The sequence below is a fragment of the Aeribacillus sp. FSL K6-3256 genome (assembly GCF_037965805.1).
Classification (GTDB): Bacteria; Bacillota; Bacilli; order Bacillales; family Aeribacillaceae; genus Aeribacillus; species Aeribacillus composti.
Genome location: NZ_CP150188.1, coordinates 1,700,252 through 1,726,689, shown reverse-complemented (window position 1 = coordinate 1,726,689; position 26,438 = coordinate 1,700,252). Strand labels below are relative to the sequence as shown.

Annotated in this window: 19 protein-coding genes and 2 pseudogenes; 1 reads left to right on the top strand and 20 read right to left on the bottom strand. The window is 36.3% G+C overall.

Annotation, left to right across the window (positions count from 1 at the left end):
* Positions 1–13: 13 nt before the first annotated feature.
* From NSQ84_RS08310 to NSQ84_RS08230, 17 genes and pseudogenes are all read right to left on the bottom strand, one after another.
* Positions 14–658, bottom strand: coding sequence for an HlyD family efflux transporter periplasmic adaptor subunit (locus NSQ84_RS08310; RefSeq protein WP_063389565.1), 645 nt, complete (start codon positions 656–658; stop codon positions 14–16).
* 424 nt (positions 659–1,082) lie between these two features.
* Positions 1,083–1,853 carry a PP2C family protein-serine/threonine phosphatase gene (locus NSQ84_RS08305; RefSeq protein WP_339212764.1) on the bottom strand — a complete coding sequence of 257 codons (771 nt, stop codon included), beginning with the start codon at positions 1,851–1,853 and terminating at the stop codon, positions 1,083–1,085.
* Positions 1,854–1,921: 68 nt separating this feature from the next.
* Positions 1,922–2,239, bottom strand: a complete 318-nt coding sequence (locus NSQ84_RS08300; RefSeq protein WP_063389567.1) for an STAS domain-containing protein — start codon at positions 2,237–2,239, stop codon at positions 1,922–1,924.
* 53 nt (positions 2,240–2,292) lie between these two features.
* Entirely contained in the window at positions 2,293–3,912 is a 1,620-nt protein-coding gene (locus NSQ84_RS08295) for a methyl-accepting chemotaxis protein (protein WP_339212604.1), read from the bottom strand.
* 53 nt (positions 3,913–3,965) lie between these two features.
* Positions 3,966–6,065, bottom strand: coding sequence for an HD domain-containing phosphohydrolase (locus tag NSQ84_RS08290; RefSeq protein ID WP_339212601.1), 2,100 nt, complete (start codon positions 6,063–6,065; stop codon positions 3,966–3,968).
* Between the two features lie 135 nt (positions 6,066–6,200).
* Entirely contained in the window at positions 6,201–6,932 is a 732-nt protein-coding gene (locus tag NSQ84_RS08285; RefSeq protein ID WP_063389570.1) for a LytTR family DNA-binding domain-containing protein, read from the bottom strand.
* A gap of 601 nt (positions 6,933–7,533) precedes the next feature.
* Positions 7,534–7,851, bottom strand: a complete 318-nt coding sequence (locus NSQ84_RS08280) for an STAS domain-containing protein (protein WP_063389572.1) — start codon at positions 7,849–7,851, stop codon at positions 7,534–7,536.
* A 99-nt stretch (positions 7,852–7,950) separates the two neighbouring features.
* Positions 7,951–9,990: a FapA family protein gene (locus NSQ84_RS08275; protein ID WP_144597023.1), complete on the bottom strand. Its 2,040-nt coding sequence runs from the start codon at positions 9,988–9,990 to the stop codon at positions 7,951–7,953.
* Between the two features lie 60 nt (positions 9,991–10,050).
* Complete coding sequence (locus tag NSQ84_RS08270) at positions 10,051–10,779, bottom strand: EAL domain-containing protein (RefSeq protein ID WP_066246638.1); 729 nt, start codon at positions 10,777–10,779, stop codon at positions 10,051–10,053.
* A 738-nt stretch (positions 10,780–11,517) separates the two neighbouring features.
* Positions 11,518–14,103, bottom strand: a complete 2,586-nt coding sequence (locus NSQ84_RS08265) for a PAS domain S-box protein (protein WP_311067259.1) — start codon at positions 14,101–14,103, stop codon at positions 11,518–11,520.
* Positions 14,104–14,547: 444 nt separating this feature from the next.
* Positions 14,548–14,912, bottom strand: a pseudogene (locus tag NSQ84_RS08260) (PH domain-containing protein).
* 69 nt (positions 14,913–14,981) lie between these two features.
* Positions 14,982–15,431 carry a DinB family protein gene (locus tag NSQ84_RS08255; protein WP_063389576.1) on the bottom strand — a complete coding sequence of 150 codons (450 nt, stop codon included), beginning with the start codon at positions 15,429–15,431 and terminating at the stop codon, positions 14,982–14,984.
* 698 nt (positions 15,432–16,129) lie between these two features.
* Positions 16,130–16,333, bottom strand: a complete 204-nt coding sequence (gene copZ / locus NSQ84_RS08250) for a copper chaperone CopZ (protein WP_094245704.1) — start codon at positions 16,331–16,333, stop codon at positions 16,130–16,132.
* 57 nt (positions 16,334–16,390) lie between these two features.
* Positions 16,391–18,787 carry a heavy metal translocating P-type ATPase gene (locus NSQ84_RS08245; RefSeq protein ID WP_339212595.1) on the bottom strand — a complete coding sequence of 799 codons (2,397 nt, stop codon included), beginning with the start codon at positions 18,785–18,787 and terminating at the stop codon, positions 16,391–16,393.
* Between the two features lie 12 nt (positions 18,788–18,799).
* The gene (locus tag NSQ84_RS08240) at positions 18,800–19,075 is read right to left on the bottom strand and encodes a metal-sensing transcriptional repressor (RefSeq protein WP_063389602.1); all 276 of its coding nucleotides are present in this window, start codon (positions 19,073–19,075) and stop codon (positions 18,800–18,802) included.
* A 400-nt stretch (positions 19,076–19,475) separates the two neighbouring features.
* Positions 19,476–20,936, bottom strand: coding sequence for an aldehyde dehydrogenase family protein (locus tag NSQ84_RS08235; RefSeq protein WP_339212592.1), 1,461 nt, complete (start codon positions 20,934–20,936; stop codon positions 19,476–19,478).
* A gap of 652 nt (positions 20,937–21,588) precedes the next feature.
* The gene (locus tag NSQ84_RS08230; RefSeq protein WP_063389580.1) at positions 21,589–21,906 is read right to left on the bottom strand and encodes a helix-turn-helix transcriptional regulator; all 318 of its coding nucleotides are present in this window, start codon (positions 21,904–21,906) and stop codon (positions 21,589–21,591) included.
* A gap of 137 nt (positions 21,907–22,043) precedes the next feature.
* On the opposite strand from NSQ84_RS08230, the gene NSQ84_RS08225 reads away from it, so the two are divergent.
* On the top strand, positions 22,044–22,319 hold the full coding sequence (locus NSQ84_RS08225) for a hypothetical protein (protein WP_063389581.1): 276 nt from the start codon (positions 22,044–22,046) through the stop codon (positions 22,317–22,319).
* Positions 22,320–22,919: 600 nt separating this feature from the next.
* Here the strand turns inward: NSQ84_RS08225 and NSQ84_RS08220 are convergent.
* The 3 genes and pseudogenes from NSQ84_RS08220 to NSQ84_RS08210 form a co-directional block, all read right to left on the bottom strand.
* Positions 22,920–24,299 carry a methyl-accepting chemotaxis protein gene (locus NSQ84_RS08220; protein WP_339212762.1) on the bottom strand — a complete coding sequence of 460 codons (1,380 nt, stop codon included), beginning with the start codon at positions 24,297–24,299 and terminating at the stop codon, positions 22,920–22,922.
* A gap of 304 nt (positions 24,300–24,603) precedes the next feature.
* Positions 24,604–25,281 (bottom strand): annotated as a pseudogene (locus NSQ84_RS08215) (pirin family protein).
* Between the two features lie 61 nt (positions 25,282–25,342).
* Complete coding sequence (locus tag NSQ84_RS08210; protein WP_311067257.1) at positions 25,343–26,305, bottom strand: MBL fold metallo-hydrolase; 963 nt, start codon at positions 26,303–26,305, stop codon at positions 25,343–25,345.
* Positions 26,306–26,438 lie beyond the last annotated feature (133 nt).

The following is a 26,438-nucleotide window of genomic DNA, read 5'->3' as shown; positions in this document are numbered from 1 at the left end:
ATGGTTAAATCATTTATTTATGGATGCGTACTTTTGCATTCATTCCCGGCATAATTCCTAGCCCTTTTGCATCCGCAATAGATATTTTCACAGGAATCACCTGTGTTACTTTCGTATAGTTTGCGTCCGCATTTTCACTTGGAAGCAATGAGAAGACGCTAGCTGTTGCTTTTCCGATTTGCTCTACTTTTCCCGAAAGTTTAGACTCGCTGTACCCGTCGATGTAAATATCAACATCTTGACCAACTTTTACATCCCCAATAATGGTTTCTTTAATATTGGCAGTGATCCATAAATGATCGAAATCATATGCATATGCCAAAGGGGTACCAGCTGCCACAAATGAATTTTCTACCGCATTTGTTTGGACAATCGTTCCGGACTGGGGCATTTGAATGCTGACAGGTTCATCCTCCCCAGGTACGGCTAATTTTCCAATGACTTTATCTTTCTGAAATTGTGCTCCAACCTTTCCATCAAATTTTGTCAAGACTCCGGAAGCAGGGGCGGCGATCACTAATTGCTGTCCGTCCACTTTTGCGTAATCTGTTTTAATATAGTTGACCGACTCATTGTAATAATAGAATCCGGCAAAACCTCCTAAAACCAAAACAACGAGAACAACAATATTTAATATGACCAACTTTTTCACATTCATTTTTTATCCCCCTTACAAAAAAATATTCATTAAATAAATATTTCATTTTGTGAAATATTTATAAACTGCATTATTTATCATATGACAATCGTTTATCCGAGTCAATGTTTTTCGTGTACCGAAATATATATATAAAAATGACCCAGACAGTACAATGGACTGTTTGGGTCATTTTGTCCAAAAAGCATAATCATGCTCCATTCGATTTTTGATAAAAAGCTGCTGAAAACAATCATAAAAGTCCAAGACAAACGAACGAAATCTCAAAAGAAAGCGGTTTAAATAAAACACATTGTAAAAATGCTGCATGAAAAGGAAAAGAGCAGCTATGATAAAAGCGATTCCCAGCCCAAGATTTATTTTTCCAACTAGTGTAAAATTTTTTATTTCAACTCCTCCAAACAATCACGTTTTCAAACAAACGTTACATGACAGGCGAATTTAAACTTGAAATATCGACTTTTTGTTTCCCTACTTTTAAGAATACCATAGTCATATCATCTTTTTGCGGAACGCCTTCTGTAAATTTATGAATCGATTCCAGCACTTTTTTTTCAATCTCCCCGGCATTTTTATCCTGATTTTGTTTTAACGTTTCGATCAGCCGTTCCAATGTAAATTGCTCACCTCGTTTATTCTGCGCCTCAATGATTCCGTCTGTATAAAAGAAAATTGAATCATGTTCAAATAATTGGATCGATTCTTCATGGTAAATTTGATTAGGAAGACCACCAATCATAATCCCTTTCACTTTTGGAAGCTCATGTACCGCATCGCCTCTTATAAACAGCGGAAGATGATGGCCGGCATTTGCATATGTAAACGTTCCCGACAGCGGATCCCAATCGGCACAGAAAACGGTAACAAAAGATTTTAACTTTCTCAAATCATTGTATAACGCTTTGTTCATTGCTGTCAGCGTCTTTCCGGGGCTTTGCGTGCTTTCAGCGGCTGTCCGAAAGGCGCCGCGCGTTAAAATCATGAGCATCGCAGCAGGAATCCCTTTTCCCATCACATCCCCAATAACGATGCGCACTTTTCCGTTGACAAGCGGATAAAAGTCGTAATAATCCCCGCCAATTAATCGGGCAGGTATAGAATAGCCAAATACCTCTCCCCCTTCGATCGATGGAGCATGCCCGTTCAACAACGTTGTTTGTATCGTCCGTGCCAAGTTTATTTCCCTTTGCAGCATTTGTTCCTTTCTCTTAACATCTTCTATCGTATAGGAAGATTGCTGATACGTTAAAAAGTCTCTTTGCATCAAACAACCTCCCCTTGAATCGATTTTAAAATTTCGTATAATCCAACTGTTTCAAATAAATGGTTTGTGAAATCATTCATACCTTTAAAAACTAATTTAATGTTTTTTTCTTGAGATAAATAAATTAAATCGATGATTTCACCAATTCCGGATGAATCAATGAATTCCAAATAGCTAAAATCAATCGTCAATACTTGAAAATTGCCGATTTCATTAAAATGAGCATGAAACACATGAGCCGTTGAAATATCTAAAACTCCTTTAATGTATAATGTGAGGCTTTGATCTTGAATTTCCTTTTGAACCGTAAGACCCATACATACCCTCCTTAGCAGAAAAACTGAGCAATTCATTTTCATCTTTATGTGTTTCATGATTCTTGAACTTTAAATTTATTTATTTTATTTTCTAAATCCTTTGAAAGGTTGTCTAATTGAATAATAATTTCATTCAATTGCTGTATCGCATCAAAAGAAGATAAATTCATTTCCGTAACTTTTTTGACATTTTGTTTCATCAAATCATTCAGTCTTATGAGTTGATGACTTGATTGAATAATAAAATTAGAGACATGATGGAATTCAAAATGATTCGCTTCTTTTAGTTTTTCCAGTTGTTGATTGATATTTTCATAGTTTTGTCGTATTTCTTTCACCTCTAATTCTATTTCGTGAAAAATTTCCCGCGATTCCTTTGTCATGGTTGTTGAAACTTCGTCCATGACATGAAAGTAAGAGTGCACTGTCTCTGATAAAACGTTTGAAACGAGCCTTAATGTTTCAATATCGTTTTTAATATCGACAATTAATTGGCTGATGCGGTTAGTCATTTCATTTAAATGGGCAGCAATATCACCGAATTCATTTTTCTGATCGACATGAATTTCTTCGGTCAAATCGCCTGCTGCAATTTTATTAATATAACGGTGAATAGTAGGGATCGGAGTTAAATATTTTTTCGTAATGACCTGCAAAACGAAAAATATAATGACAAAGGCAGCAACAAATGACAGGACAAACAAAAAAATGATATTATGAAAAAACTTTGTGCCAGCGCTTAAGTCGGTGACAATCGTAATAACCCTGTCATTTGGAATTGGCAGATAATATTTCCGATAGTTTTCCCCCAGTTTCACTGACTCCATTTGATTTTCTTTCAGAACTTTTTGAATATAAAAATGATCTTTTTCATGCTTATATGAATTTTTTCCATATAATATCGGCGCATCTCTTTCCGGTTCAATAATATCTCGATTTTCGCTCCGAAGCAGTACATTGGCATTTATAACCGCAATTTCTTCGATTTCACTTTCTTTAAATTTTAAAATGGAATGAATAAGCGCTTCAGGATCCGAATGCTTCGTTGCATGATAAATTTCAGAATCAAGAATATACGGATTAATCATAAATTCAGTTGTTCCGTCATAATAATAGGCATATTTAAAATATTTGTTTTCCCAGTCTGATTTGGAGATCGGACCAACCCAATAATGTTCTTGATAATAACCTTTCCCTACTGTTACAGGCTTACCTGACATCAGTTGTTGAAAAGCATCATACCAATACCCCCACTCTTTTGTGCTTAAACCAATTTCATTTGGGTCTGAAGATTGGGCAATGATTATATCATCATTTCTTCTTACCAATAAAGAAATATTGTACACATCATATTTATTGCGCAATGCAATTAAATCTTGCTGAGTCACTTCCTCGATCGTTTTCCCGCGCAATTCTTTTGCAATCTCTTTTGAAATTAAATGCAGCTTTTCGTCAATTAAACGTTCAACCGTTTTTTTGGAATTTTCGCTGATTTCAATCGCGCTTTTTAAAATGTTTGCTGTTCGTAACACATCATTTCTATGAAAATGATCAAATTCTTTCTCCATCTGCCTGACAAAAATAAAGATGAAAATAGAACAAATAATAATCGGAATAAGCGCAATCATTGTAATAATTTGACCAATGATCGTTTTATTCTTTAAGAAATTCATCCGCATTCACTCCGAACGAAAGGATCAAGTACTTGATTGCAAAATGATCTTTATCATAATGGAATGTTTTTTCTTCTCTCTATGAGTCGATCCTTTAAATCTACTTCTAAAATAATCGTCGTTCCTTCTGTACTTGTATATATTGAAATTTTATCCATCATTTTTAACATAATGCTGAAACCGTGCCCAAATGACCGTTTGCTGGAATAACCTTCTAACAAAATTGATTTTGGCAGTTCGCTTAATTTGATGCCATTTCCTTTATCTTCTACAATCACTTTTAACCAATCATGGTTCAAATAAACTTTCATTTTTCCTTCAACCGCATGCTTTAATACATTTGTTACAGCTTCAGAAATAGATAAGAGCACATTATATCTTTTCTTTTCTGAAATATGCCGATCTTTTAACAACTGGTCAATAAATGTTCTACATGCCGCAACATCATTTTTTTCAGAAACAGGAAATTCTGCAATTTTCTCACCTTGATTAAAGCTTTTTAATTCTTCCCGTTCAATCAGAGTCAATTTTCCTTGTGTGACGGCGTATAAACAATCACGGTAAATTGTACGTATCCTCAATTCTTGTTTTCTCTCATATTCTCGTAAATGACTTACATCAAACAATAGACATAATATTTTCTTTTCCAAACAGATCCAATGAACGTTATACATTTTCCGACTTGGAACATCTTCAATAAATTCATGTGCATATCCATTTTGAATAGGATGATTCGTAATCAGGCTTTTGATTTGTTGTTCACAAGGAATCTGAACTTTTTCGCCATTTATATGATAGAAGCTGCCATTTTGATAAAATACAGCTTGTACAACAGAAAAATCTTTCAGAAGCTTCGAGCCTTTATATTTTATATCGTGAAAGTGCTGCTGATTTTGAGCCTGAATCAATCCCGGATGATGATCTTTGCCTGCCTTTTTGAAATCAGCTATTTTTAAAACAATTTCTACTAATTTTGGATCAAGTTTTGTATTCTTTAAATTTTGAAAAGCTTTCTTTTGATTGATAATTCCAGAAGAATGCATCAATTTGTCATACTCATTTGCCGCAGCAATAATGCGGGCTCCCAATGGAATTTCTTCTCCTTTTTTTCCATCCGGATAGCCTTTTCCATCCCATTGTTCGTGATGAAAACGGACATACTGGGCAGCTTTTTCGATTCCCGATATTGCTGAAACCATCTTTGCCCCTAACTCGGAATGTTGTTTATAAAGCTTTTCTTCTTCAAGCGTAAGAGCCCCTCGCTTCTGAAAAATTTCATGCTCCATTTGTATTTTTCCAATATCATGCAACAAGGCAGCGTAATGAACAGCATCAACATGTTTGGGGCTTAACTTTAACTCTTCTGCGATGCGGCGTGCTAAATCTCCTACCCTTTTAGAATGCCCCTTAGGCAAATGAACTTTTTGTTCCATATACTGTGTAATATTTTCTAAGGTCGTAAAATGGTTTTTTCTATGACGAACTTGTACTTGAGCAATGGATCGAGCGAATAGAAAAACAGCGACGGCAAAGATCGTTTCAAACCAAAATGGAAAAGGCTGTTGATCGTAATCAATAGCAGCAAGCCGAAATCCTAAAATAAATGTCACAGCAAATGCTAGCAATGTATCATTCATCTCTGTTTTCAAAACATCCGAAAAATTTTGAGAGAAAACGAGACTCTTATAGATCATTGTAATGGCAAAAAAGATGAAAAAATATATAAACGTTGTGCATGCAAATGCGAAAACGGAGGTTATATATGTAAAAACGCCGAGTTTGCCAAAAAAATACTCAAATACAAATCCTGATAAAAAAACAGCAACCGCACATTGACTGGCCTGAAATAACCAAGAAATAAAGCTTAATTTGCTATTGTAAAATAAGAATAAAGAAGCGATGAGAACAACAATCACAGCTTCCGGAATTCCCATTTGAACAAGAACCACAATGTTAAAAATGCTTGAACAAGAAAGCTTCTTACCATTGCGGAGTTCGATAGGAAATATTTCTAATATCCCTGCAAGAATCGCTATTAAAATGGCAAATGGTATATGTGTTTTCTCTAAACTCCATAATTGTATTAGAATAATGGGCAGGCCAAAGTCGATGACAATAAGCATGAACCCTTTCTCTTTCAACAAGATCGGCATGTATGATACACCTTTCTTTTAAAAACTCGGGTCAGACATATTTTACGAATTGAATGAAAAATCCCCGAATAATTTTTAAAGCTTTTTCAATATAAAAAAGAAAAAATCCATTTTAGAACTTCTCCCTTGCAAATATCATGCCCTTAACAATCCGTGCACCTCTTGTATTTTCAATTTCGAAATGTAGGCAACTTTATCGCTTCCAGAAAAATGGGCGGCATACGTTTCGCCTTGTGGTTCAATTTTTATGATCTTTTTCAAATTAACAATATAGGAACGATGAGTTTTATAGAAATTACAAGGCAATTTCCCTTCTATTTCTTGCAGGGATTCGTTTGTTTCGTGTTGATGTTCTGCAGTATGAAACACCGTTTTTCTTCCGTTCTTCTCAATAAAAAGGATGTCGTCCGATGAGATGTAATGAAAGGTTTGATTCGATTTAATCGAAAGCTTTTTAATCTCTTTAAATGGATGCTTGTTTAATAATTTTTTCTCTATTTCAATCGCTTTTTTCGCCTTTTCAAGCGCCGTAAATAATCGAGTCCGTTCAATTGGCTTTACGATATAATCTGTAGCAGACAGATTAAATGCCTCAACAGCAAATTCATCATACCCAGTTGTAAAGATGACTTGCAAGGACGGATGAATTTCTTTACATATTTTCATAGCTTCCATTCCGTTAATTTTCGGCATATCGACATCAACTAAAACAATATCAGGAATTTTCTTCATAAATCGTTGAATTAATTCTTCTCCGTCAGCTGCCTCACAGACGATTTCATATTGGGGGAACAATTGAATAAAATGGGATAAAATCAGTCTTGAAGGGTGATCATCATCTGCAATAATCAGTTTGTATTTCTCCATAAATCTCCACCTCGTTGCTCTAGTTTGCGTGCCGTCTTTTTGAGTTTATTGTGTATTCTGCATGGATGATGATGTTCCTTTTCAAAAGGAAAGCATGAATTGCGGATGAAACCGGCATCTTTCCTTGTTGGATGTCTCCATGATGCAGACAGCGTCTTCGATGTTTATCCAAGTACTTAAAATGCTGAAAAGCCGTTTTGCTTTATGAATTTCACATAAATATTTTCATAAAATAAGTTTTTCATTATAATCAAATTTTGTCGCCGAAAAGATGCTTGCAAGCTGCGAAAAAGTTGAAATGCGTCGATTTCTGCAAGGATCGTTCTGCAATTCAAATCTTTTCCCGATATAAAACCACCGGGATGCCAATTTTAAATAAAAATTATTTTAACAGAAACATTATAGAAAAAATTTGATTTTTCCCCGGGCTCCCAACTCAGTCTCAACAATCTGTAAAATACACAAAATGCTAATATTAGTATTTTTTTACATATCAAAAGGTAGAAATCGGCTGTTTTGCTGATTTCTACCAATACTGCATCGTCTACATGTTGTTTTCTGCTTCTAAAATAGCACTCATCCCACTTCATTATCGTAATACCTATACAAATACATTTTCTCCTAAAATTTTATCTAATTGGAGCATATCAAATACATCTTTCACTAAAGGTTGAACGTTTTTTATTTTCACTTGAACATCCAACCCATTCTTTTTGACTGTCTCGATTAAATTTAATAACAGTCCAATCCCGGTGGAATCAACGAAAGGAACTTCTTGAAAATCAAACTCAATATTTGTATAGGTTTGCAGAGCCGGAATAATTTCTGTTTCCATTAATTCCGCGACTTCAATATCTAAATCTCCGACAAACCGGACGTATGCTTTTTCGTTCAATTGATCGAGGCTATAAGAAAACATACAAAAATTCTTCCTTTCTAAATCATGCCTGTTCGTTTTGCTGAAAAATCTTTTTATAAACGGCACGTCCTTTTTCAAACGTCAACTGTTTTTATGTCGCTAAAATACAAGATTTCCATTTTTATCTAATTTCGCTATTATGTTTCTTTTCCCTTCATGAAACACATGCTTCATTTTTCCTATTTCGATGATTGTCCCTTCATTGGCATGATCAATGATAATTTTTCCATTGCTTGGCACGCTGATTTTTGTCATAACCCCGCTTTCTGAACCGCTCTCTCTCACCATGACCTCTTTTTCGGAAAATATTTCCCCGCCTCTGAGGACATTTTTTATGGCGATCGTTCCACCAGCATACACTTTGCTGTTAAAACAGCCTTGTCCAGTTATAAAAATGTCCCCTCGGGAATAAATGGTGCTATTTTGAGCATACTTTAGTTTGACAAAACAGTGATCATCCTGTTCATTTTTTTGCCGCTCTAACAGTTCAGTTATTTTTTGCATGAGCTGATTGATTTTTTCGATCGTATGGTATTCATTTACAGCAGGTGAAAGGAAACATAGTCTTAACTGTTCGCTAATTGTTAACCATTCCAGCTCTAAAATATGACTCCCATTATTGCAGGTCGCAATATATTGCTTTACAAGCGTAAGCAAATTATTGAACTTTTTTTCAAGCAAAATTTTTATTAACGGCTGTAATCCTTTTGATGAATAGTCTGACATTTTATATGCAGGGAGCTTAATGACTTGATAAATGGATTTGATCAATTGATCCATTTGCTCTTGAATGCTTGTTAATAATCGAATGAGCTCGGATGAATAAATATTTTGTTTTCCTGCTGAGATTGTGCTTTTAATAAAGCTTCCATGAACGACAATGGCATTTTTCGATGAAATTGTAGCTCCATATACATTTTTTTGAATCAAAATGTTTCCATCCGCCTCTACAACCATTCCCTCTTCCACATTGCCAAGAACGTCCAGATCACCCTTAAAACGAATGTTTCCTGATAATAAATTCACATCATGAGAATGTACAAGTTTTGGCAATATAGATACTCTGACGATTAATCCCCTTTGTTCAATGAGAGGACGCCCCGTTTCTGTAGCTAAAATTTTTTTACCTTGCTCGATAAGAGCGATTCCCTTTCCCGGCTGAATCGTAAGCGGATATGTCGGTTTAGGTGGTAAAGGTTCGTTCGTAACCGTAATTCCAGGTATTCCAGGGACAGGAGGATGTACAATAGCAATGACCTGTCCTTTTTCAACTGAAGGGAACTCCTGTTTTTCACGAAAATCGACGGTTCCGTCTTCTTTTTCTTTCACTTTTGCTCCTTTATTTAAATCAACGAGAAGCTCGATTTTTCCATTTTCCCCTTCTTTTGGTTTCATGCCAGATGCAATTGTAAATTTTCCTGGCCGGTCCGTATGAATTGCTTTAATAATCTCATTATGGTTAAATCCATGAATAACTCGCAGCTCTTCTAGTTTTTTTAAAATTTGATTGTAATCAACTGCTGGAATCGTTTCAACAATTTCTTCTCCTTCTAATACAATATGCTCACTAGGTTCGATATCTTTCACTTTATACGTTTTTCGATACCCTGGTTCTATTTGTAAAAAAACATGCAGCTTGTCAGAGTCGATCGTAATATCCCATTTACCTTCCGTTACAACTTCATCCGTTTGAATTTTATACTCATCCATTTCTGTTACGATGGTTGTTCCGGTAATGAGTTGACCATTTTTATACAACTTTATTCCTTTTCCAACAGTAACGGTCGGGTATTTATTTGAAGCTGGCTGGCAATATAATTTTCCATCTTTTATCCACACTTTACCTTCTAATGAATTTTCTTTTATTGGTTCAGAGCTTGCAAATGATTCGATTTCTAACGAATCAATGATCTGTTCTAAGGGATCCTGTTTTATAGAGCTTTGCTTAGAAGATGTTTCCTGATCATCCAGCTTTGTTAATCTGACGATCGCCTGTTTAGAACCAATTTTCCAAAATCCTTTGCCGCCTTTTTCGATGATTTCAATCGAAACTTTCTCCTTATCAGTCCCTAAAATACTCAAACCTAGTTCGATCGCTTCCTGTATGTTTTTTCCTTTCGCTAAAACTGACTGATTCATTTGCATCTACCTCTCCATATAAAATTCAGGAGAAACATGTTCATTCATCTGTCGGAGTGCTTATCGAAAAATATCTTCAATGGTGTGGACGGCTGATTTTTCTGGTTTTCCTAATAAATTTCCTTGGCCAACAGGAACTTTTAACAATTTTGCCTTAGCTAAGTCCATCTCCTTTTCGATTCCTTCCAAGATAATAGTGATTTGTTGTTTTGCATATTGCACTAAAAGCGAGACAATGTGCTGTTTTTCTTTAGAACGATATAATTCTTTAGTAAAATGCCGATCAAGTTTAATATAGCTTGCTGAAAAATCAACAATTTGTTGTAAAACAGCCGTTCCATTTCCAACGCCATATAATGCTACATCAAAACCGTTTTTCTTTAACATGTTTATTTTATCTTTTAAATCTGGCAAGTCCCATATATGCTTTTCACTTGGTGTATGATTTATTTGAAATACAACTTTTTCTTGTATTTGAGGATATTGTTTCAATAACCGCTCGACAAATTTTTCGAATTGATGATGAATGAGTGTGGAAGGGAAAAGATTGACGAATATTAATGAATCATCCAAACGTTCAATCGGAAAACACGTAATCGCATTTAATATCGCCTTTATGTTCAGTTCATAAAGACATCCTTTTCCCCGTGCCAGTTCATATATTTTTTCTATGTCCATTTGGCCATCTGGAAAGGTTAAAAATGCCTCATATCCAAATACATTCCAATTATTTAAATCCCAAATCGGTTGATAAACTGATTCCATTTTATTGGCTGCACTGTTTCTCATCTTTTCCCTCCCTTGCCATGTTTTATGATATTTTTGTTCTATGTTCAATGTAACTGTATTCCAACTTATTGTCTAACCAGCCTCCAGCATGAGAGGAACGTATTTTGACTTAAGAAAAATGATAGAGGACAGAATATGTCAAAAATCCGACATTTTACGACTTTTTTATTCAAACTTACAAATATTGCCCAAATAGTTCTTTTGAACTAAAAACAATAGCAAAAAAGACCTATGACTAAATAATCATACTAAAATTATTTCATTTTTTTTAGCAGAAGTTTGAATCCAGAAGGAAAAGCTTCAGAATCGTCATTGTCTTGTATTCATGATTTTGTAACTAGGAAATTGTATTTATGAAAAAAAGAAGCTGCTATGATTAGCAAGCCTCCTGTTCAAGTATGAAATTCTTCTGCTTTTTCGACATTGCCGGCAAGTTTGACGTGTTCGTCTAATAAAGTTTTTTATAATTCTCATTTCCTGTATTTCCACAAGATGGTATCTTTTGCTTAAGAAAAGGTTTTCATTATCACTGGAATGAAAAAAGCTTTGATTTTCATCAAACCTTTTACTTTTGCATATTGAATATTGCAAAACACTTTGTAACAAGGCAACTGAACGATCAGTCATTAAATTCCAACATTAAACGGAACTCTTTTAACCTATTTGAACAAAATAACATTTTTCCCATAACTCATGCGGCATTTTCCGTAAACATAGAAAACAGTTTATATATATATATTAATGGTGCTGCCTGTGTTCTAGATCTTTCTTAACAGCATGATTCGTTTCTCGATTCAACATAGGCAGTTTAATCCAAAAGTCACTTCCTTCTCCTATTTTGCTAACAACCCCAAATTCCCCGTTCATCAGCTCTATCAGTTGTTTTACAAGTGAAAGTCCGAGACCGGTTCCTTCAACTTGCACATGTTGAATACGATAAAAAGGTTCATATATTTTTTTCAATTCTTCTTCGCATATCCCGATTCCGGTATCAATTATGTGAATAACTAGAAATCCGTTTTGACATTTACAGGTTATATGGATCTGTCCACCTTCAACATTATATTTAATCGCGTTATCTAACAAATTTAAAATGACTTGTTTTAATCTTAACGAATCAATGTGGATCATTTGATCCACACACTGATCAATGCTTTTGATGATTTTGATCCTTTTTTTGTTTGCCGCTGGCTTCATCAATGCTATACATTCACATATGACCGAATCAATTTGTACTTCGTCATTTGAAATTTTTATTTTTCCTGTTTCAATTCTGGAAAGATCTAAAATTTCATTAATCAAATTTAATAAATGGCGGCCTCCTTTTAAAATTTCTTCCACAAATGCTTGCTGCTGCTCCGTTAACGTTTTATCTAGTTCCAACAAATGAGAAAAACCAAGGATTCCATTTAACGGCGTTCTTAATTCATGACTCATTTTCGATAAAAATTCCGATTTCGCCATATTGGCTTTGACGGCTTCTTCTTTCGCCTGAATAATGCTGTTTTCCATCTTCTTTTGTTCTGTTATATCTTCAAACGTCCATAAATGGCCTTTCAGTTTCCCGTCCATATAAAAAGGAAAATAACTTCTTTTCAAGATTTTACTATTTTTGATGTTCACTTCATCAGAGAAATGCTTATAGGGAGTGAAAATCTTTGATACTTCCCCTGTGTTCTCTTCAACATTTCGGCCAACGGCTGGAAAATAATTTGTGATGTTTTTCCCAATCAGCTGTTTTATTGGCTCATTGATTTGAAAAATTTTCAATATCGTCTTATTTAAGGCGATAATCTTCATTTCATGATCAATCACAACAATTCCGATTGGCAGATTGTCAATAATCGTCCGTCTTAGTGCATTCGACTCATTTAATTTCATTTCCTGCTCTTTTCTGACGGTTATGTCTACACAAGAACCGATGACTTCAACAACTTTTCCATTTTCTATAACCGGACTTAACACAGCCAAGTAATCATATCCGTTCAGCTTTCCCTCAAAATGGACAATCTCGCCATTCCAGGCTTTCTGATAAGCTCGAAGCTGCCCTTCAGCGACTTCTTTCGGCAAAAAATCCCGCAAATCCTTTCCAATAATCTCATGGGGAGAATAGCCAAGTTTATAGAGCAATTCCCCTGCACATAACGTATGGATAAACTGATCGTTTATTTTGACGAACTTAAATGTCATTCCTTGCTGGCGTTCTAATGTATTCATTAAATCTTTCTGCATTTTTCGAAGTCGTTTTTGATATTGTTTTAATTCTTTCATATCTTTGGCGATGACGAAAAAACCTTCATTTTTTCCTTCAACGATCATAGGGACAAACGTTAAAAGTAAAGGAATCCATTCACCTTTACTATTTTTAAACGAAACTTCTATTTCATTTTCGTTATGCTCCAACAAACGATTCATTTTCTGTTTTACCCTTTCGGCATCGTCTTGAGGCAAAAACGAAAAAATCGATTGATGAATCATTTGTTCTTTTTTTGCTTTTAAGATTTCTAATCCTTTAGGATTTATATTCGTAATCATTCCGTCGATATTAATGATGAAAACGATATACGGATTATACGAAATCAATGACTCGTAATATAGATTTGTTGTTTCAAACTTTCTTTCTAGCTTGTTTTTTTCTTTTTGAACAAATGCAAAAATCATAAAAATCATGATGATTGAAAGGAGAAGTTGATTTGCCAGCAATGTAGAAACCGAATAAATCTGCTCATATATGAATAATCCAGCTTTTTTTATTTCATTCATTACCGTGTATTGAAAAATGAAAATACCCAATCCCAAAACAATTGAAGGTATTATGATCGCTTTCATTTGAAGCTTTTGAGATCGCTTATTGTGATGGAAAAAGGCAATCACTGCTCCCGCTAAAACAAAAGCGATTAAGTTAGAAAGAACGGAATAAAATCCGTCATATTCATTCCCTTTCAATGATTTTATACCAATATAATATATTACAAAAATACTTAAACCCACTACAATCGAAATCGCCGCTGCATTAGAAACATTTTTTTGTTTATCTTTCATGGAAAAAGCAGCGAATGATGCAATGATCCCTAGCAAAAAAGATAATAACGTACAGACGGTGTAATACGTTGCAATCAAATATAAATCATCACCGAGCATGTCAATAAATTGCATCGACCAAATTCCTAACCCTACCCATATCGTTCCTAACATTATGTATAACCACTTATCCTTTTCAGTAGACACCTGTATGTTCTGAATCATGTGAACAGAAAAAAAAGAAGCAATGATTGCCATGACGACAGATGAAATCACTAACTCCCAATTAAACAAAGCTTCCATGTTTCACACACCTTATCTTATTTGCTTACATCATAAACAAATAAAGAAGGTTAGACAATTATTTTTACTCTGTGGAACCATTTTGAACAGAACGGAACAGTTTTTTTAGTAAAATATTAAAACTGTTTTTTGAAGACGGTGGAGTAATATGCCAAAGAACTTTGCAGATAAGCGGGATACTTTTATTAAAAAGCGGAATTTAAAGCGTCATCCTAGTATTGAAAAAACAAAAAAAGCACCGAGATTTAAGAAATTTTATAGGTGCTATTGCTCTCAAACAATCATTCTATATGAAAAATTTCATAGAAGCAATTTTAAATGTTCTTAACAATCTTTGCATTTTATTGCACCTATTGATTCAAAAATCTCTTAGTGCAGCATTGTAAATGTTATATTTATTTATTTTTGTAAAATATAAAAATTCTTTTGATTTAAAGAGTACAACTACAGAATATGACTTGCAATAATTCGATCAAGCTTCCGAATATTCACTTTTTTATTTAATAATAATTTGAATTTCCCTGCCCTAGCCCATAGTTCGAGTTCTGCATTAAGGTCAATCTTTCCTCCATTTTCAGAAGAATACATGACAATCGATTTAAATGGAATGGTGTAGATTTCCATTTTTTACCTGTAATTCCTTGACGATCGGCAATGATTATTCTTTTGTTCGTCACGACCGCAACATCTCGAACCGTTTTATACGCAGCTTCCGCAGTTTCCCCTTCAATTAAAATTTCCTCCACTTCTTTTGGAACATCTGTCTCTTCATAAAACGTCCAAGTCATAATAGAACCTTCATTTGCCATACCTGATTTCATCCCCTATTTGCTTCATTTATGAACAATAAACATAATTTTGGCAAACTGTCTTGGAGCTTATCTTACAAATGTGATAAAATCAACGTTCACTGGTTCATGCCGTTCAGATCGCAGTCTCAAGTTGATCTGTCCTCGATGGTAATGTCCGTGCAAAGCGACATGAGTTAAAATTTCCCTTAATGTATTTTGAAACTCGATTCCTTTACTGTTTTTGTAAGTGACAATGTTGTCTAAATCACGATTCGTCAAATTTTTCAAAAACGATGTAATGCTCTGTTCATTTTGTTTTGCAAGTTCTGCACAGGCATCTATATGTACATCCTCCCAAATCGCAATGTGTGAGCTGTCCAATCCTTGTAATCTTGTAAACCATAGTTTTTCAGTTAAAAGAATATGCGAAAACAAGCGCAGTGCTCCATTATTTTCCCCTTCAATCTTTTGCAAAGTGTCTAATATACGCTCGTTCGCCCAATGCAAGTGCTCAAACATCTTTTGAATCGTTTCCAATAAAAATCCTCCTTCTTTACTTTACTATGTATGCAGCAAATGCTGTTCCTTTGAGTTAACTGACAATGATTAGGTTTTATCGTATAAAAGTTCGTCAAATACACGGTATATCTTCCGAATATTCTAATAATTTATTGTTGGCAAGCTGATTATGAATTCCTGTTTTTGACTGTTTTATCAAATTGGGAGATATCCAACCTTTTAAAACTTTTTGGGAAAGAAACTCCAAAGATTGTTCAGAGTTTTGCATTCTGCCTCGCAAAATGACAAGTGTTGAAACAATTATAACATGAGTTCGCTTAAAAATTTAAACATTTTTTCAGTCTGCGAGCATAATTAAGCTCTCTATTATTAATCCAACTTCTGTCAAATATTATGCAAAATTACATATTCAATATACCTGCTTGACAGCCGATTTTCTCATTGATTCGTTCAATCATTTCGCAAACTTTAAAAGTCGGATAGATCATATGCTTGCTTGACAGATCAAGCAATCAATAGTTTACTTTCTATCAGTTAGTATTTAATAATAGAAGAAGGAAAGGGGCATGCTGACATCAAACGACAAATAGTTAATATTTATATCTATAGAAGGAAAGAGGTTGTAATAGCCTGACTCTTCTTTTCAACCTTTTGAGGCATGAAGCTTTCATATAGAACTAGCAAAAGGAAAACCATCCCCTTTTAGGAGAGGATGGTTACTTGACATCGTAGCCTTGATCTTCAATGGCGTTTTTCATTTTTTCAATTGTTACTTTTTTGTCGTCATATTCTACCTCAACAGTCCCTTTTTCAAGTGATACTTCGACCTTTTCGACTCCGTCCAGCTCTTTTAGAGCGTTTGTAACAGCCATTTTGCAGTGATTGCAAGACATTCCTTCTACTTGAAATGTAAGATTCATTTTCATTTCCTCCTTAGTATGATTTTAAGATATTCAGATTAAATCGTTGCAAATACTTTACAGTTTAATTCGTTTTAGACGCAGCGCGTTTGTGACAACGGAAACTGAACTGAGTGCCATCGCTGCTCCGGCGATCCAAGGCTCCAAGAGGCCAAGGGCGGCAACTGGTATGCCGATTGAATTGTAGAAAAGAGCCCAAAATAAGTTTTGCCGAATGTTTTTCATCGTTTTTTGGCTCAAGGAAATCGCTTTTGGAATGTGTGTTAAATCGCCTCCGACCAAGGTGACGTCAGCCGTTTCGATGGCGACATCTGTCCCGGTTCCGATCGCCATGCCGATGTCGGCAACTGCTAGAGCGGGTGCGTCATTCATTCCGTCTCCAACCATTGCTACACGATATCCTTGCTTTTGTAGATCCTCCACGATTTTCGCTTTTTCCTCCGGAAGCACTTCAGCATATACTTGCCCGATCCCCGCTTCCTTCGCTACTGTTTCCGCTGTTCTTTTATTGTCTCCCGTTGCCATAAATATGTTGATTCCCATTTCCTTTAATGTTTGAATGGCTTTTTTTGAGCTTTCTTTAATAGTATCAGCGACAGCGATGATGCCGGAAAGCTCCCCATCAATTGCAACTAGCATAGCTGTTTTTCCTTCTGATTCAAGCTTCACCATTTTCTCTTCATGGGCTGAAGTTGCAATCGACCGTTCTTTCATCAGCTTTCTTGTGCCAACAAGTATATGTTTTCCATCTACTTTGGCTTCGATGCCATGTCCAGTCACGGCTTTAAAATGCTCCGGCTTTTGTATGTTGATGGAACGTGCTTTACCGAATTCCACAATTGCTTGGGCAAGCGGATGTTCAGAAGCGCTCTCCGCAGAAGCGGCATAATAAAGCATGCCTGTTTTTAATTCAATACAATCGGTCACTTCCGGTTTTCCTTTTGTTACCGTTCCCGTTTTGTCAAGGAGGACCGCATTGATTTTATGTGTTTCTTCTAGATGCTCTCCCCCTTTAAATAAAATCCCGTTTTCTGCTCCTTTTCCTGATCCGACCATGATGGATGTCGGCGTTGCCAATCCGAGTGCACAAGGACAGGCGATGACAAGAATAGAAATCGCTACTTCTAACGCTCTTGCCATATCATATGGCGTTATGAACAAATACCAAACAGCAAACATCACGATCGCAACGCCTACAACAATAGGAACGAATATACCGGATATGACATCGGCCATTCGCTGTATTGGCGCTTTCGATCCTTGCGCTTCTTCAACAATTTTAATGATGTTGGCAAGAGCGGTATCCTTCCCAACCTTTTCTGCCCGTATTGTTAAAAGGCCGTTTGTATTGATTGTGGAGCCAATTACTGCATCCCCGACTTTTTTCTCAACCGGGATAGATTCACCTGTGATCATCGATTCATCGACAGAAGACATTCCAGAAATGACCGTTCCATCGACTGGAATTTTTTCTCCGGGCTTTACGATTATCTCATCCCCTACTTTTACTTGCTCCAGCGGGATCCATTCTTCCTTCCCGTCGCGGATGACCAGCGCGTCCTTCGCTTGCAGGCTTAACAGCTTGGAAATAGCTTCTGTCGTTCTACCTTTTGCAATCGCTTCAAAATATTTTCCAACGAGCACTAGGGTGATCAAGATTGCGCTCGTTTCAAAATATAGATGCGGCATATGATCGGAACGGCCAATTGTTTTGATCGCTTCGTACAAACTATAAAAGTAGGCTGCTGATGTGCCGAGCGCCACGAGCACGTCCATGTTTGCGCTTTTGTTTCTTAAAGCCCGGTAAGCTCCTGTGTAAAATGAGCCGCCGATATAAAATTGAACAGGTGTTGCCAGCAACAGCTGAAACCACGGATTCATAAACAGATCCGGCACCGCAAGCCCCGTTTCAAACGGTAAATGGGCGATCATTGTATACAATAAAGGAAGTGATAATAAAATAGAAACAATAAGCTTTCTTCTTTTATGATGCAATTGTTCTTTTTTTCGATCCGATTGATGGGTAGTCTCGTCCCGAACTTGTCCTTTATAACCAAGCTTTTTTATTTTCTCTAAAAGATCTTCAACAGAAACAACGCCTTCCCTATATTCCACAACAGCGCTGTTTGTCGCTAAATTGACAGTCGCATTTACAACGCCTTCCGTTCTTTTCAGCCCTTTTTCAATACGTGCGCTGCATGCGGCACACGTCATGCCTTCAATATCCAATGTTACTTTTTCCGATTCGACGCCGTAACCTAACTGTTCAATTTTCCGCTGGATGTCTAAAAGATTTTGTTTCGAAGGGTTATAATGAATAGTTGCTTTTTCCATCGCTAAATTGACAGTTGCCTCTACTCCGTCCATTTTATTCAGCACTTTCTCAATGCGCGCGGAACATGCAGCACATGTCATGCCGGTAATGTTTAATGTGACAAGCTTCTGTTCGCTCATTTGTTCCACCTCTTATTTAGAAAACTGTTTGATCACATCCATCAGCTCACGAATCGACTCATCACCGCTTCCTTCTTTGATCGCTTTCGCAACACAATGGCTGGCATGCCGCTCCAACAGGTTGAAACCTACTTTTTGCAGCGCAGCTTGAATGGCTGAAATTTGGACTAAAATATCAATGCAATAACGATTGTCCTCAATCATTTTTTGTACCCCGCGAACCTGCCCTTCAATCCGTTTCAGCCTCTTTAAAAGCTTGTCTATTTCATCAGAAGTTCTAGGAACCATTATTTTCTCGTGATCATGTTTTTCATTTTCTGTCACTGACACCCCTCCCTCCTTTCGTTTGTATACATTATACCCGTTATAGGTATAAAAAGCAAATGATTCATCTTTCTAGTTTTTTTTACAAAGATTCAACTCTATCAAGTCGTGAAACACAATTTTCTTCAAAAGCTGACCGCATACTTAAGAGTGGACAATAAAATTCAAAAATTGGTAAGATTCGTTTTAATAAAAAATCAGATAGCATGAGAGGTGCCTTCATGAAATTGTTTTCGTTTATAAAGAGGATGTATTTTTATATTTTTCTCTAGAACTATCGCTTATTCCCCAAAAGGAATTTCCTCGTCCAAAATTCCTCTTACAATAAATCACTCCCTACACAATGTATAGGGAGTTGTCATCATTAAAACGGAAATTGACGCTCTTTTTCTTGAACTGAAACCCATTTTGTCACGGTAAATTCGTCGACAACCCATGGATTTCCGAAACGTCCTAAACCGCTTCCTTTGTTTCCGCCGAATGGAATATTTGGAGCATCATTGACTGTTTGGTCATTGATATGGGTCATGCCTGAATCAATGGACAACGCAAGCTGTTCCCCTCTATTCAAGTCGCTGGTGAAAATAGAAGAACTTAAACCATATTCGGTGTCATTTGCCATTTCAATCGCTTCTTCATCTGATTCAGCCTTAATGATTGTCGCTATGGGCGCAAAAACTTCTGTTTGCGCGAGCTTGCTTGAATTTTTGACATTCGTAAAGACAAATGGAGTGAGGACGTTTCCTTCTCTTTTCCCTTCTAAGACAAGTGTTGCGCCTTCCTTCTTAGCTTCTTCAATGTAGCTTAAAGCTTTTTTCAGCTGCGTTTCATTGATTAATGGTCCAATGACCGTATTGGGATCGGAAGGGTTCCCATAAGGAAGAGATTTTGCTTTGGAAACAAATTTTTCCACAAATTCATCGTAATGATCTTTATGAACGATAAAGCGATTGACGATCATACAAATTTGTCCTTGGTGGATAAACTTGCCGAAAACAGCGGCGTTCACTGCCTGGTCTACGTCGGCATCCGACAGCACGACAAACGGACTGTTGCCTCCAAGCTCCAGCGCAACCCGTTTCAAATTGCGGCCAGCAATTTCACCGATATGTCTGCCAACGGCGGTGGAGCCGGTAAAACTAATTAAGCGCGGAATCGGATTTGTCAACATTTCATCACCGATTTCAGGAATATCGGTTAAAATCATGTTGAAGACTCCTTTTGGAAGTCCGGCATATTCAAATGCTTTCGCAATGATCGAGCCTCCAACAAGACCTACCTGTATATCCGGTTTATGGACAACGCTGTTTCCTAATGCAATCGCAGGAGCGATTGTTCTCATCGATAAATTCATCGGGAAATTGAACGGTGATATTGATGAAATCACTCCGAGCGGAAGACGGTAAATTTTGTTCACTTTCCCTTCAATTGCACTTGGGACTTCCCTGACTTCATGTATGGCTCCTGCATAGTTCAAGGCTTCTTCGAGAACCTCCAGCGTCAAGTGCAATTCTACATTCGCCTTTAAAACAGTTCCGCCTGTCTCACTAGTGATAACGCTTACAATTTCATCCTGATGAGACTTTAAATATTCTGCTGCTTTTCGAATAACTTCCTTTCTTTCTTCAACAGACGATTTCGCCCATTTTTTTTGTGCCTGTTGAGCGATTTCAAATGCTTCTTGCACTTGTTCTCTTGTTGCTAAACGCACTTTTGTGATGAGGGAATTATCGTAAGGATTAACATCTTCAAATATGCTTTCGCTTTTTCCTTCAACCCATTGTCCGTTAATATAGCTTTTATTGTAGTTCTCAAATTTCTCCATTTGGTCCCCTCCTAAAAATTCCGAATTTTCAATCCAATTTTATTAGTTTATGGCGCGGCTGTCAATCATTAAGCATCATTTCATATTTTTCGTCCTGCTGTCATTGTATCAATTTGCTTGGCCCGCCATGAAATTAGCGAGCTTCTAAAAAACCTTTCATTGAGAACTGTAAGATTTTCTAGGAAGCTGCATCAACATAGCAGTTATGCTCCGTTTTATAGATAAATATGTTTCGCTGCCGACTTCCATTCCAACTCAAATCCCAAATATTTCTCGCTTTATTACGACAATGTTTAAATGATTTTCGAGTCATTTTTATTGAAATGGTTCAGAAGTTCCATTTGATTGTGCTTTTGAAAAGTGGATCAACTGTATATAGTTTTGTTCAAACATACTTTTTGGCTTCTTACATTCTAGCAAAATATTTTAAGCCGATGCATCAGCATGTTCCATTTTTACTGTGCATATAATACGGCAGTTACTTGCCTGGATCTAAAAAGCGGTGATTCAACTCTCCATAAAAATAAAATAAAGAGGATTCTCACCGCTTCCAAAAACTATCAAAACATGGTAAAATAAAAAGGAACATTTGTTCGTTTATTTTCGGTCTGCCTTTCGTCACGAATTCATGAAGGGATCAAGGGATGGAGGGTTATTTTTGAAAAGAAGATAAAAAAACATATAATGCTTTCTTTTGCTCATCATTTAAAGTAGAAAGAATATGTTCTACTTGATCATCAACAAGGGATATGTCCTCGTTATCGATCATTTTAAAAAAGCTTCCCATCGGTATATTAAATCTTTGGCAAAACTTTTGAATGAGGCTAATAGGAATTTCTTGTTCACCATTTTCGATTCTGGAAAGCCTTGGCTGAGAAATTTCCAAATCCTCGGCCAGTTGAACCATCGATATATTATACTTTTTTCGCACTTCTCTTATTTGTTCTCCGATTTTTTTATTGATTTCCATCTGTTACATTCCTTCTTTGCTACTTCATCTATAATATAGTTTAACGTTTTCCTATTTTACTTTCAATTCGTTTTGTATTACTATAAAAATGAATATTTTTTATTCATTTTTATCTTCAAAGGGTTGGGTGAGCATAGATGAACTTTGAGCAAGCTTTCAATGAATTCGCTTATAATCGAATTGAGCAAGCTTTGTTAAATCGACAAAACCGTGAGCTCAAAGCTCTATACAACGAGCTTGAAGAAAAGCTTAAAAAGCTGGGCATAGCCAAAAACGATTGCGATGATTTAAAAGGAACCATCTATTGTTTGATGGATACTCAAAATTTGCTAGTTTATAGGCAAGCACTTGCAGATGTCATTTCCTTTCTTATCAAACTGGAAGAAACAAAAGCGGGCACCGGCCAAAAATAAACAATTCTACGAAAATATTTCCCGTTCATGCTGATCAAAAGGGTTTTTGGGGGTCAAGATGTTGACAAATGAATTAAATCCTTCTTTCTATGAACATCGTAAATATTTTTCACTGCCTCTCTACATATTTAATAATGAGTATAAAAAAGACCATCATGAATCAATTATTGAACAGCATCTACATAAAAATGTAAAAAATAGGTATTTTCAAGTCCCGGAATTCGTTTTTAAAGAATTTGCCAAAGGAAATTTGTCTGAAGTGTGTGTCTGGATTTTATTGACTTGTTTTTATTTGCTCCATATAAACAAGAGAAACGGCTTTAACGAAGGGGAAATTTTGCGGCTCGTAATGGAAGCGAGGAAAAAGACATGTTCTTATCCATCATTAAAAAAATGCTTTAAGCATTGTGTTGCGGAGTTAAAGAGAAGCGGATGGATCGAGCAGAAAAACAGGCTAATCTTTCTGAAAATTTTTTGAGTATTCATTCTCTTTTTTTTAATTTTCTTGTTTGAGAGAAAAGAAAAACGCGGTTGTGAAACCGCATTTTTAAATAAAAGGGCGAAAATTATATCGTTTCAAAAAGGATTGAAACCATTTGCTTATTTTACTATTAAATCGACACCGATAACCCCGACGATGTCTCCGTTCTTATGAATGGGGAAGGAAATGGTGATGCACGGTTTTTTTGTAACAGCAGATGTATAGATGCTTGATATAAAGATTTTATTTTTACTAGCTTCGATAAACCAAGGACGGGCTTTTGCATTTATTAAGCCTGCAGGAGGGTTGGAATAAACGAATGTACCGTCCAGTCGATTCGACCAAATAGCTTCGATATGCTCGTTCTCCTCAAAAAATTGATCCAATGCTTTTTTATGAACATCCGCATCTAGTTCATACAGTGGAAATTGTGTTAAAAGATTCATCACTTTTTCTTTCATTTCGTTGATTTTTGCCAAATCTATTTCTGTAATTTGTTGAAGCTGATCCCTTTTGACTAACGTTTGCAGCTCTTTAGAGGTTTGATCCAATGTCTCGCTGATGGCAATCATCTCTTCAATATGCTGGTGCTGCTTATCCATATCTTTTGAAACTCTCAGTGCATATGTTTTATTTTCATGAGCCATATCTGATATTTGCTTGAGCACCGTAGTAATTTCCTGTACATGATCACACTGCAATTCGACAGCGTCTTTCGAATCCGATACCATTGATGTGATTTTGCCCAACGATGTTTGAAAGGAATGGATAACATCAATTAAAGATAGTAATTCAGCCACATTCTTTTTCATCTGATCGTTTTCCGATTTTACCATTTTGGTCGAAAACTCAATTTCTGATTGAATCGAAGAAAGAATTTGATGTGTTTCTTCAACCGCATCATGCGTTTGGTTTGCTAAATTTCCAATTTCATTTGCAACGACCGAGAAGCTTTTCCCATGTATTCCGGCTCTTGCCGATTCGATATTTGCATTTAATGCAAGTATTTTTGTTTTTTGGGAAATCGCTCCAATCGAAGAAAGAATGTGATCCATTTGTTTGGAAAAAGAAACGAGCCGATCCATTTGATCAAGAATTTTCAAATGATTTTGCCGCAGCTGTTCCGTTTCTTCTTGTATTTTTTGCAGCTGCGTTTTCGATTTTACGAGCTGTTCATAAAATAATATACTTGAGGAATGTATCTCTTGGGAAGATGCTGTGATTTTTACAGCTGCCTCTTCAATTTTACGCATCTTTTCTGAAACGTTATTTGTGTCTTGCGCGGTCTGCTCAATATGCTCTAATAGCTGAAACGTGCTTTTTTTACTCGAGGAAGATCGTTCATCAAGGGAAACAGCGGTTAATTTCATTTGCTCAATGACGCCTTTTAATTGATCCGCAGCAACTTCCACCTGTGCCGCAAACGAATCCTCCATCTGTTTTTTTTGTCTATCTTCTTCATGATCCGCTGCTCGATTCCATTTTTTTAAAAACAGCATATTTATCACCTACTGTCTCCACTAATTTACTCTTTATTGTAACAAGCCGAACAAGAACGAAACATAATTTATGTCACATAATCTGACACAAAACATTTCAATATACAACCATTCGACAGATGCTACCTTTTTTCTCGTTTTTTCTTTGTCATTGTTGAATTTTGCGCTTTCCCGAGAAATAATTTTTATTTACAAAAAAATACTCTCCTTCCGTGCATAAAAGTCGGAGAGTTTATCAAACTGTTATTCTCTTTCATTCAAACTTTCCTGTTTGATAGTCGACGATTGCTTGCCGTATTTCTTCTTACGTGTTCATAACAAACGGACCGTAAGCTGTGACAGGTTCATGGAGAGGTTCTCCCGCATATAGAAGCAGCCGGAGTTTGTCTGTCGCTGTGACGGTTATGTAGCTTTCCTCTCCCTCAGCACCCTTTGTTAAAAACAGCACTTGCCCTTTTTCCCCTTTTGTTTTAGACGCACCAAACAAGCCTTTTCCTTCTAAAATATAAAGAAAACCATTATAGCTTCCCGGAAGATCTTGATGAACGGACGCATCAGGTTCCAGAATCATTTCCACCATCGTGACAGGAACGCAATTTTTTAGTCGGCGCTTGAATACCTTTTGACGAACCAGAAAAAATCCGAATCAACGCTCCTTTTTCTTTTCTAACTGGCATGTCAGCACTTTTCAAATTTTGATAGCGGGGAGCGGTCAGTTTTTTTGAACTCGGCAAATTAACCCACAGCTGCAGACTGTGAACGGTAGATCCAGGTGCAGGATCTTCTTGATGGATTACTCCTCTTCCAGCAGTCATCCATTGAACATCCCCGGCTTTGCTTGCCATATCCATTTTTGTTATCAAAATGCTCCAAAATCCCGTCAATTACATATGTGACAGTTTCGATTCCCCGATGGGGATGAAGGTCAAACGTCCCTTGCTGAAAAATATCCTCCGCAAGCCAGGTTCTAACACAAACCCATCGGATGATTCGATTGTAACGCAACATTTTTAATTTTGCGTATATCTCTTTCCATACAAGCCTTATCTATTTTCTGCTTTTTGCAAGTAATCAATAATCCCTTGCGCACAAATGCCCATATCGATTTTTATATACTCGTGCACTTGATGATCTTCGGAAATATGTTTTTTCTTTAAGTAATCTTGCAACGTGCTGTACAATCTATCAGATAGAAGCTTTGATTTTTCTTCAAACGGCAAGCTTCCATGCTCTTTTACAACCGCTTTGCCTTGATCTACAAAAATGTCCAGCCAATATTTTAGCTGTTTATAAACTTCCTCTGGATGCTCGCTCATGCCAAAATGACCGAAAAATATTTTCGAAACGTTTAATGCTTCGATTCTTTCGCATGATTCAAGCATTTTATCCGGATCGAACTGGTTAGGAGAAGTAGACGGCAAATAAAACTCTAAGTCTGAATCTAAGAGCATTGAATAAAAAACCCCGATCGTGTCGCCGGTAAAGATGCCGTTACTTTTGGAATCATGTATACAAAAATGGTGATTCGCATGACCTGGTGTGTGATAAAATGTCAGCACGCGATCATCGCCTACTTGAAGCGTTTCCAAATCTTCTTTTACAACTAGCTGGTCTTCTGGCACGGGCAAAATCGGGTCAAACAATTTTTGAAATTGCTCCTCTCCATACACCGTTTTGGCGCTGGCAATTAATCTCGATGGATCTTGCAAATGACGTTTCCCGCGGGGGTGGACGAACACTTTTGCTTTTGGGCAATGTTCAAGAAAAAGCCCGACACCTCCCGAATGATCTAAATGAATGTGCGTAACAATGATGTTTTTAACATCCTTCGGATCAATTCCTAAACTTTCAAGACCTTTTAATAAATATGGGACAGACGGGCTCGCGCTTGTTTCGATGATGGTCAGCTCTTTTTCGTGAAGAACGTAAGCCCCTGTTCTGTTTTCTAATCCTAAGTCAAAAAGATCAATTAATGTGATGTCATCGCCAATGTTTTGTACCTTCAATGTTATGTGACTCCTTTCTTTTATTTGCCTACTACATAATTCAACAAAAAAAGATTAATTTCCTTTTCCAAACTTTTTGTTGATTGGTTAAAATTTTTTGATGACAAATTTTTTATTTTAATATATAATATCA

Excerpts from the sequence above, each read along its gene's own strand:
- NSQ84_RS08280 (WP_063389572.1), bottom strand. The coding sequence starts at position 7,851 with ATGTTTTCTTATAGCCTCGATCAATTGAACGAAAAAGCATACGTCCGG.
- NSQ84_RS08230 (WP_063389580.1), bottom strand. The coding sequence starts at position 21,906 with ATGGAAATCAATAAAAAAATCGGAGAACAAATAAGAGAAGTGCGAAAA.
- copZ (WP_094245704.1), bottom strand. The coding sequence starts at position 16,333 with ATGAATCTTACATTTCAAGTAGAAGGAATGTCTTGCAATCACTGCAAA.
- NSQ84_RS08290 (WP_339212601.1), bottom strand. The coding sequence starts at position 6,065 with ATGCCGATCTTGTTGAAAGAGAAAGGGTTCATGCTTATTGTCATCGAC.
- NSQ84_RS08245 (WP_339212595.1), bottom strand. The coding sequence starts at position 18,787 with ATGAGCGAACAGAAGCTTGTCACATTAAACATTACCGGCATGACATGT.
- NSQ84_RS08240 (WP_063389602.1), bottom strand. The coding sequence starts at position 19,075 with ATGGTTCCTAGAACTTCTGATGAAATAGACAAGCTTTTAAAGAGGCTG.
- NSQ84_RS08275 (WP_144597023.1), bottom strand. The coding sequence starts at position 9,990 with ATGAATCAGTCAGTTTTAGCGAAAGGAAAAAACATACAGGAAGCGATC.
- NSQ84_RS08295 (WP_339212604.1), bottom strand. The coding sequence starts at position 3,912 with ATGAATTTCTTAAAGAATAAAACGATCATTGGTCAAATTATTACAATG.
- NSQ84_RS08270 (WP_066246638.1), bottom strand. The coding sequence starts at position 10,779 with ATGAGAAACAGTGCAGCCAATAAAATGGAATCAGTTTATCAACCGATT.
- NSQ84_RS08300 (WP_063389567.1), bottom strand. The coding sequence starts at position 2,239 with ATGGGTCTTACGGTTCAAAAGGAAATTCAAGATCAAAGCCTCACATTA.
- NSQ84_RS08285 (WP_063389570.1), bottom strand. The coding sequence starts at position 6,932 with ATGGAGAAATACAAACTGATTATTGCAGATGATGATCACCCTTCAAGA.
- NSQ84_RS08235 (WP_339212592.1), bottom strand. The coding sequence starts at position 20,936 with ATGGAGAAATTTGAGAACTACAATAAAAGCTATATTAACGGACAATGG.
- NSQ84_RS08220 (WP_339212762.1), bottom strand. The coding sequence starts at position 24,299 with ATGCTGTTTTTAAAAAAATGGAATCGAGCAGCGGATCATGAAGAAGAT.
- NSQ84_RS08225 (WP_063389581.1), top strand. The coding sequence starts at position 22,044 with ATGAACTTTGAGCAAGCTTTCAATGAATTCGCTTATAATCGAATTGAG.
- NSQ84_RS08305 (WP_339212764.1), bottom strand. The coding sequence starts at position 1,853 with ATGCTGCAAAGGGAAATAAACTTGGCACGGACGATACAAACAACGTTG.
- NSQ84_RS08310 (WP_063389565.1), bottom strand. The coding sequence starts at position 658 with ATGAATGTGAAAAAGTTGGTCATATTAAATATTGTTGTTCTCGTTGTT.
- NSQ84_RS08265 (WP_311067259.1), bottom strand. The coding sequence starts at position 14,103 with ATGGAAGCTTTGTTTAATTGGGAGTTAGTGATTTCATCTGTCGTCATG.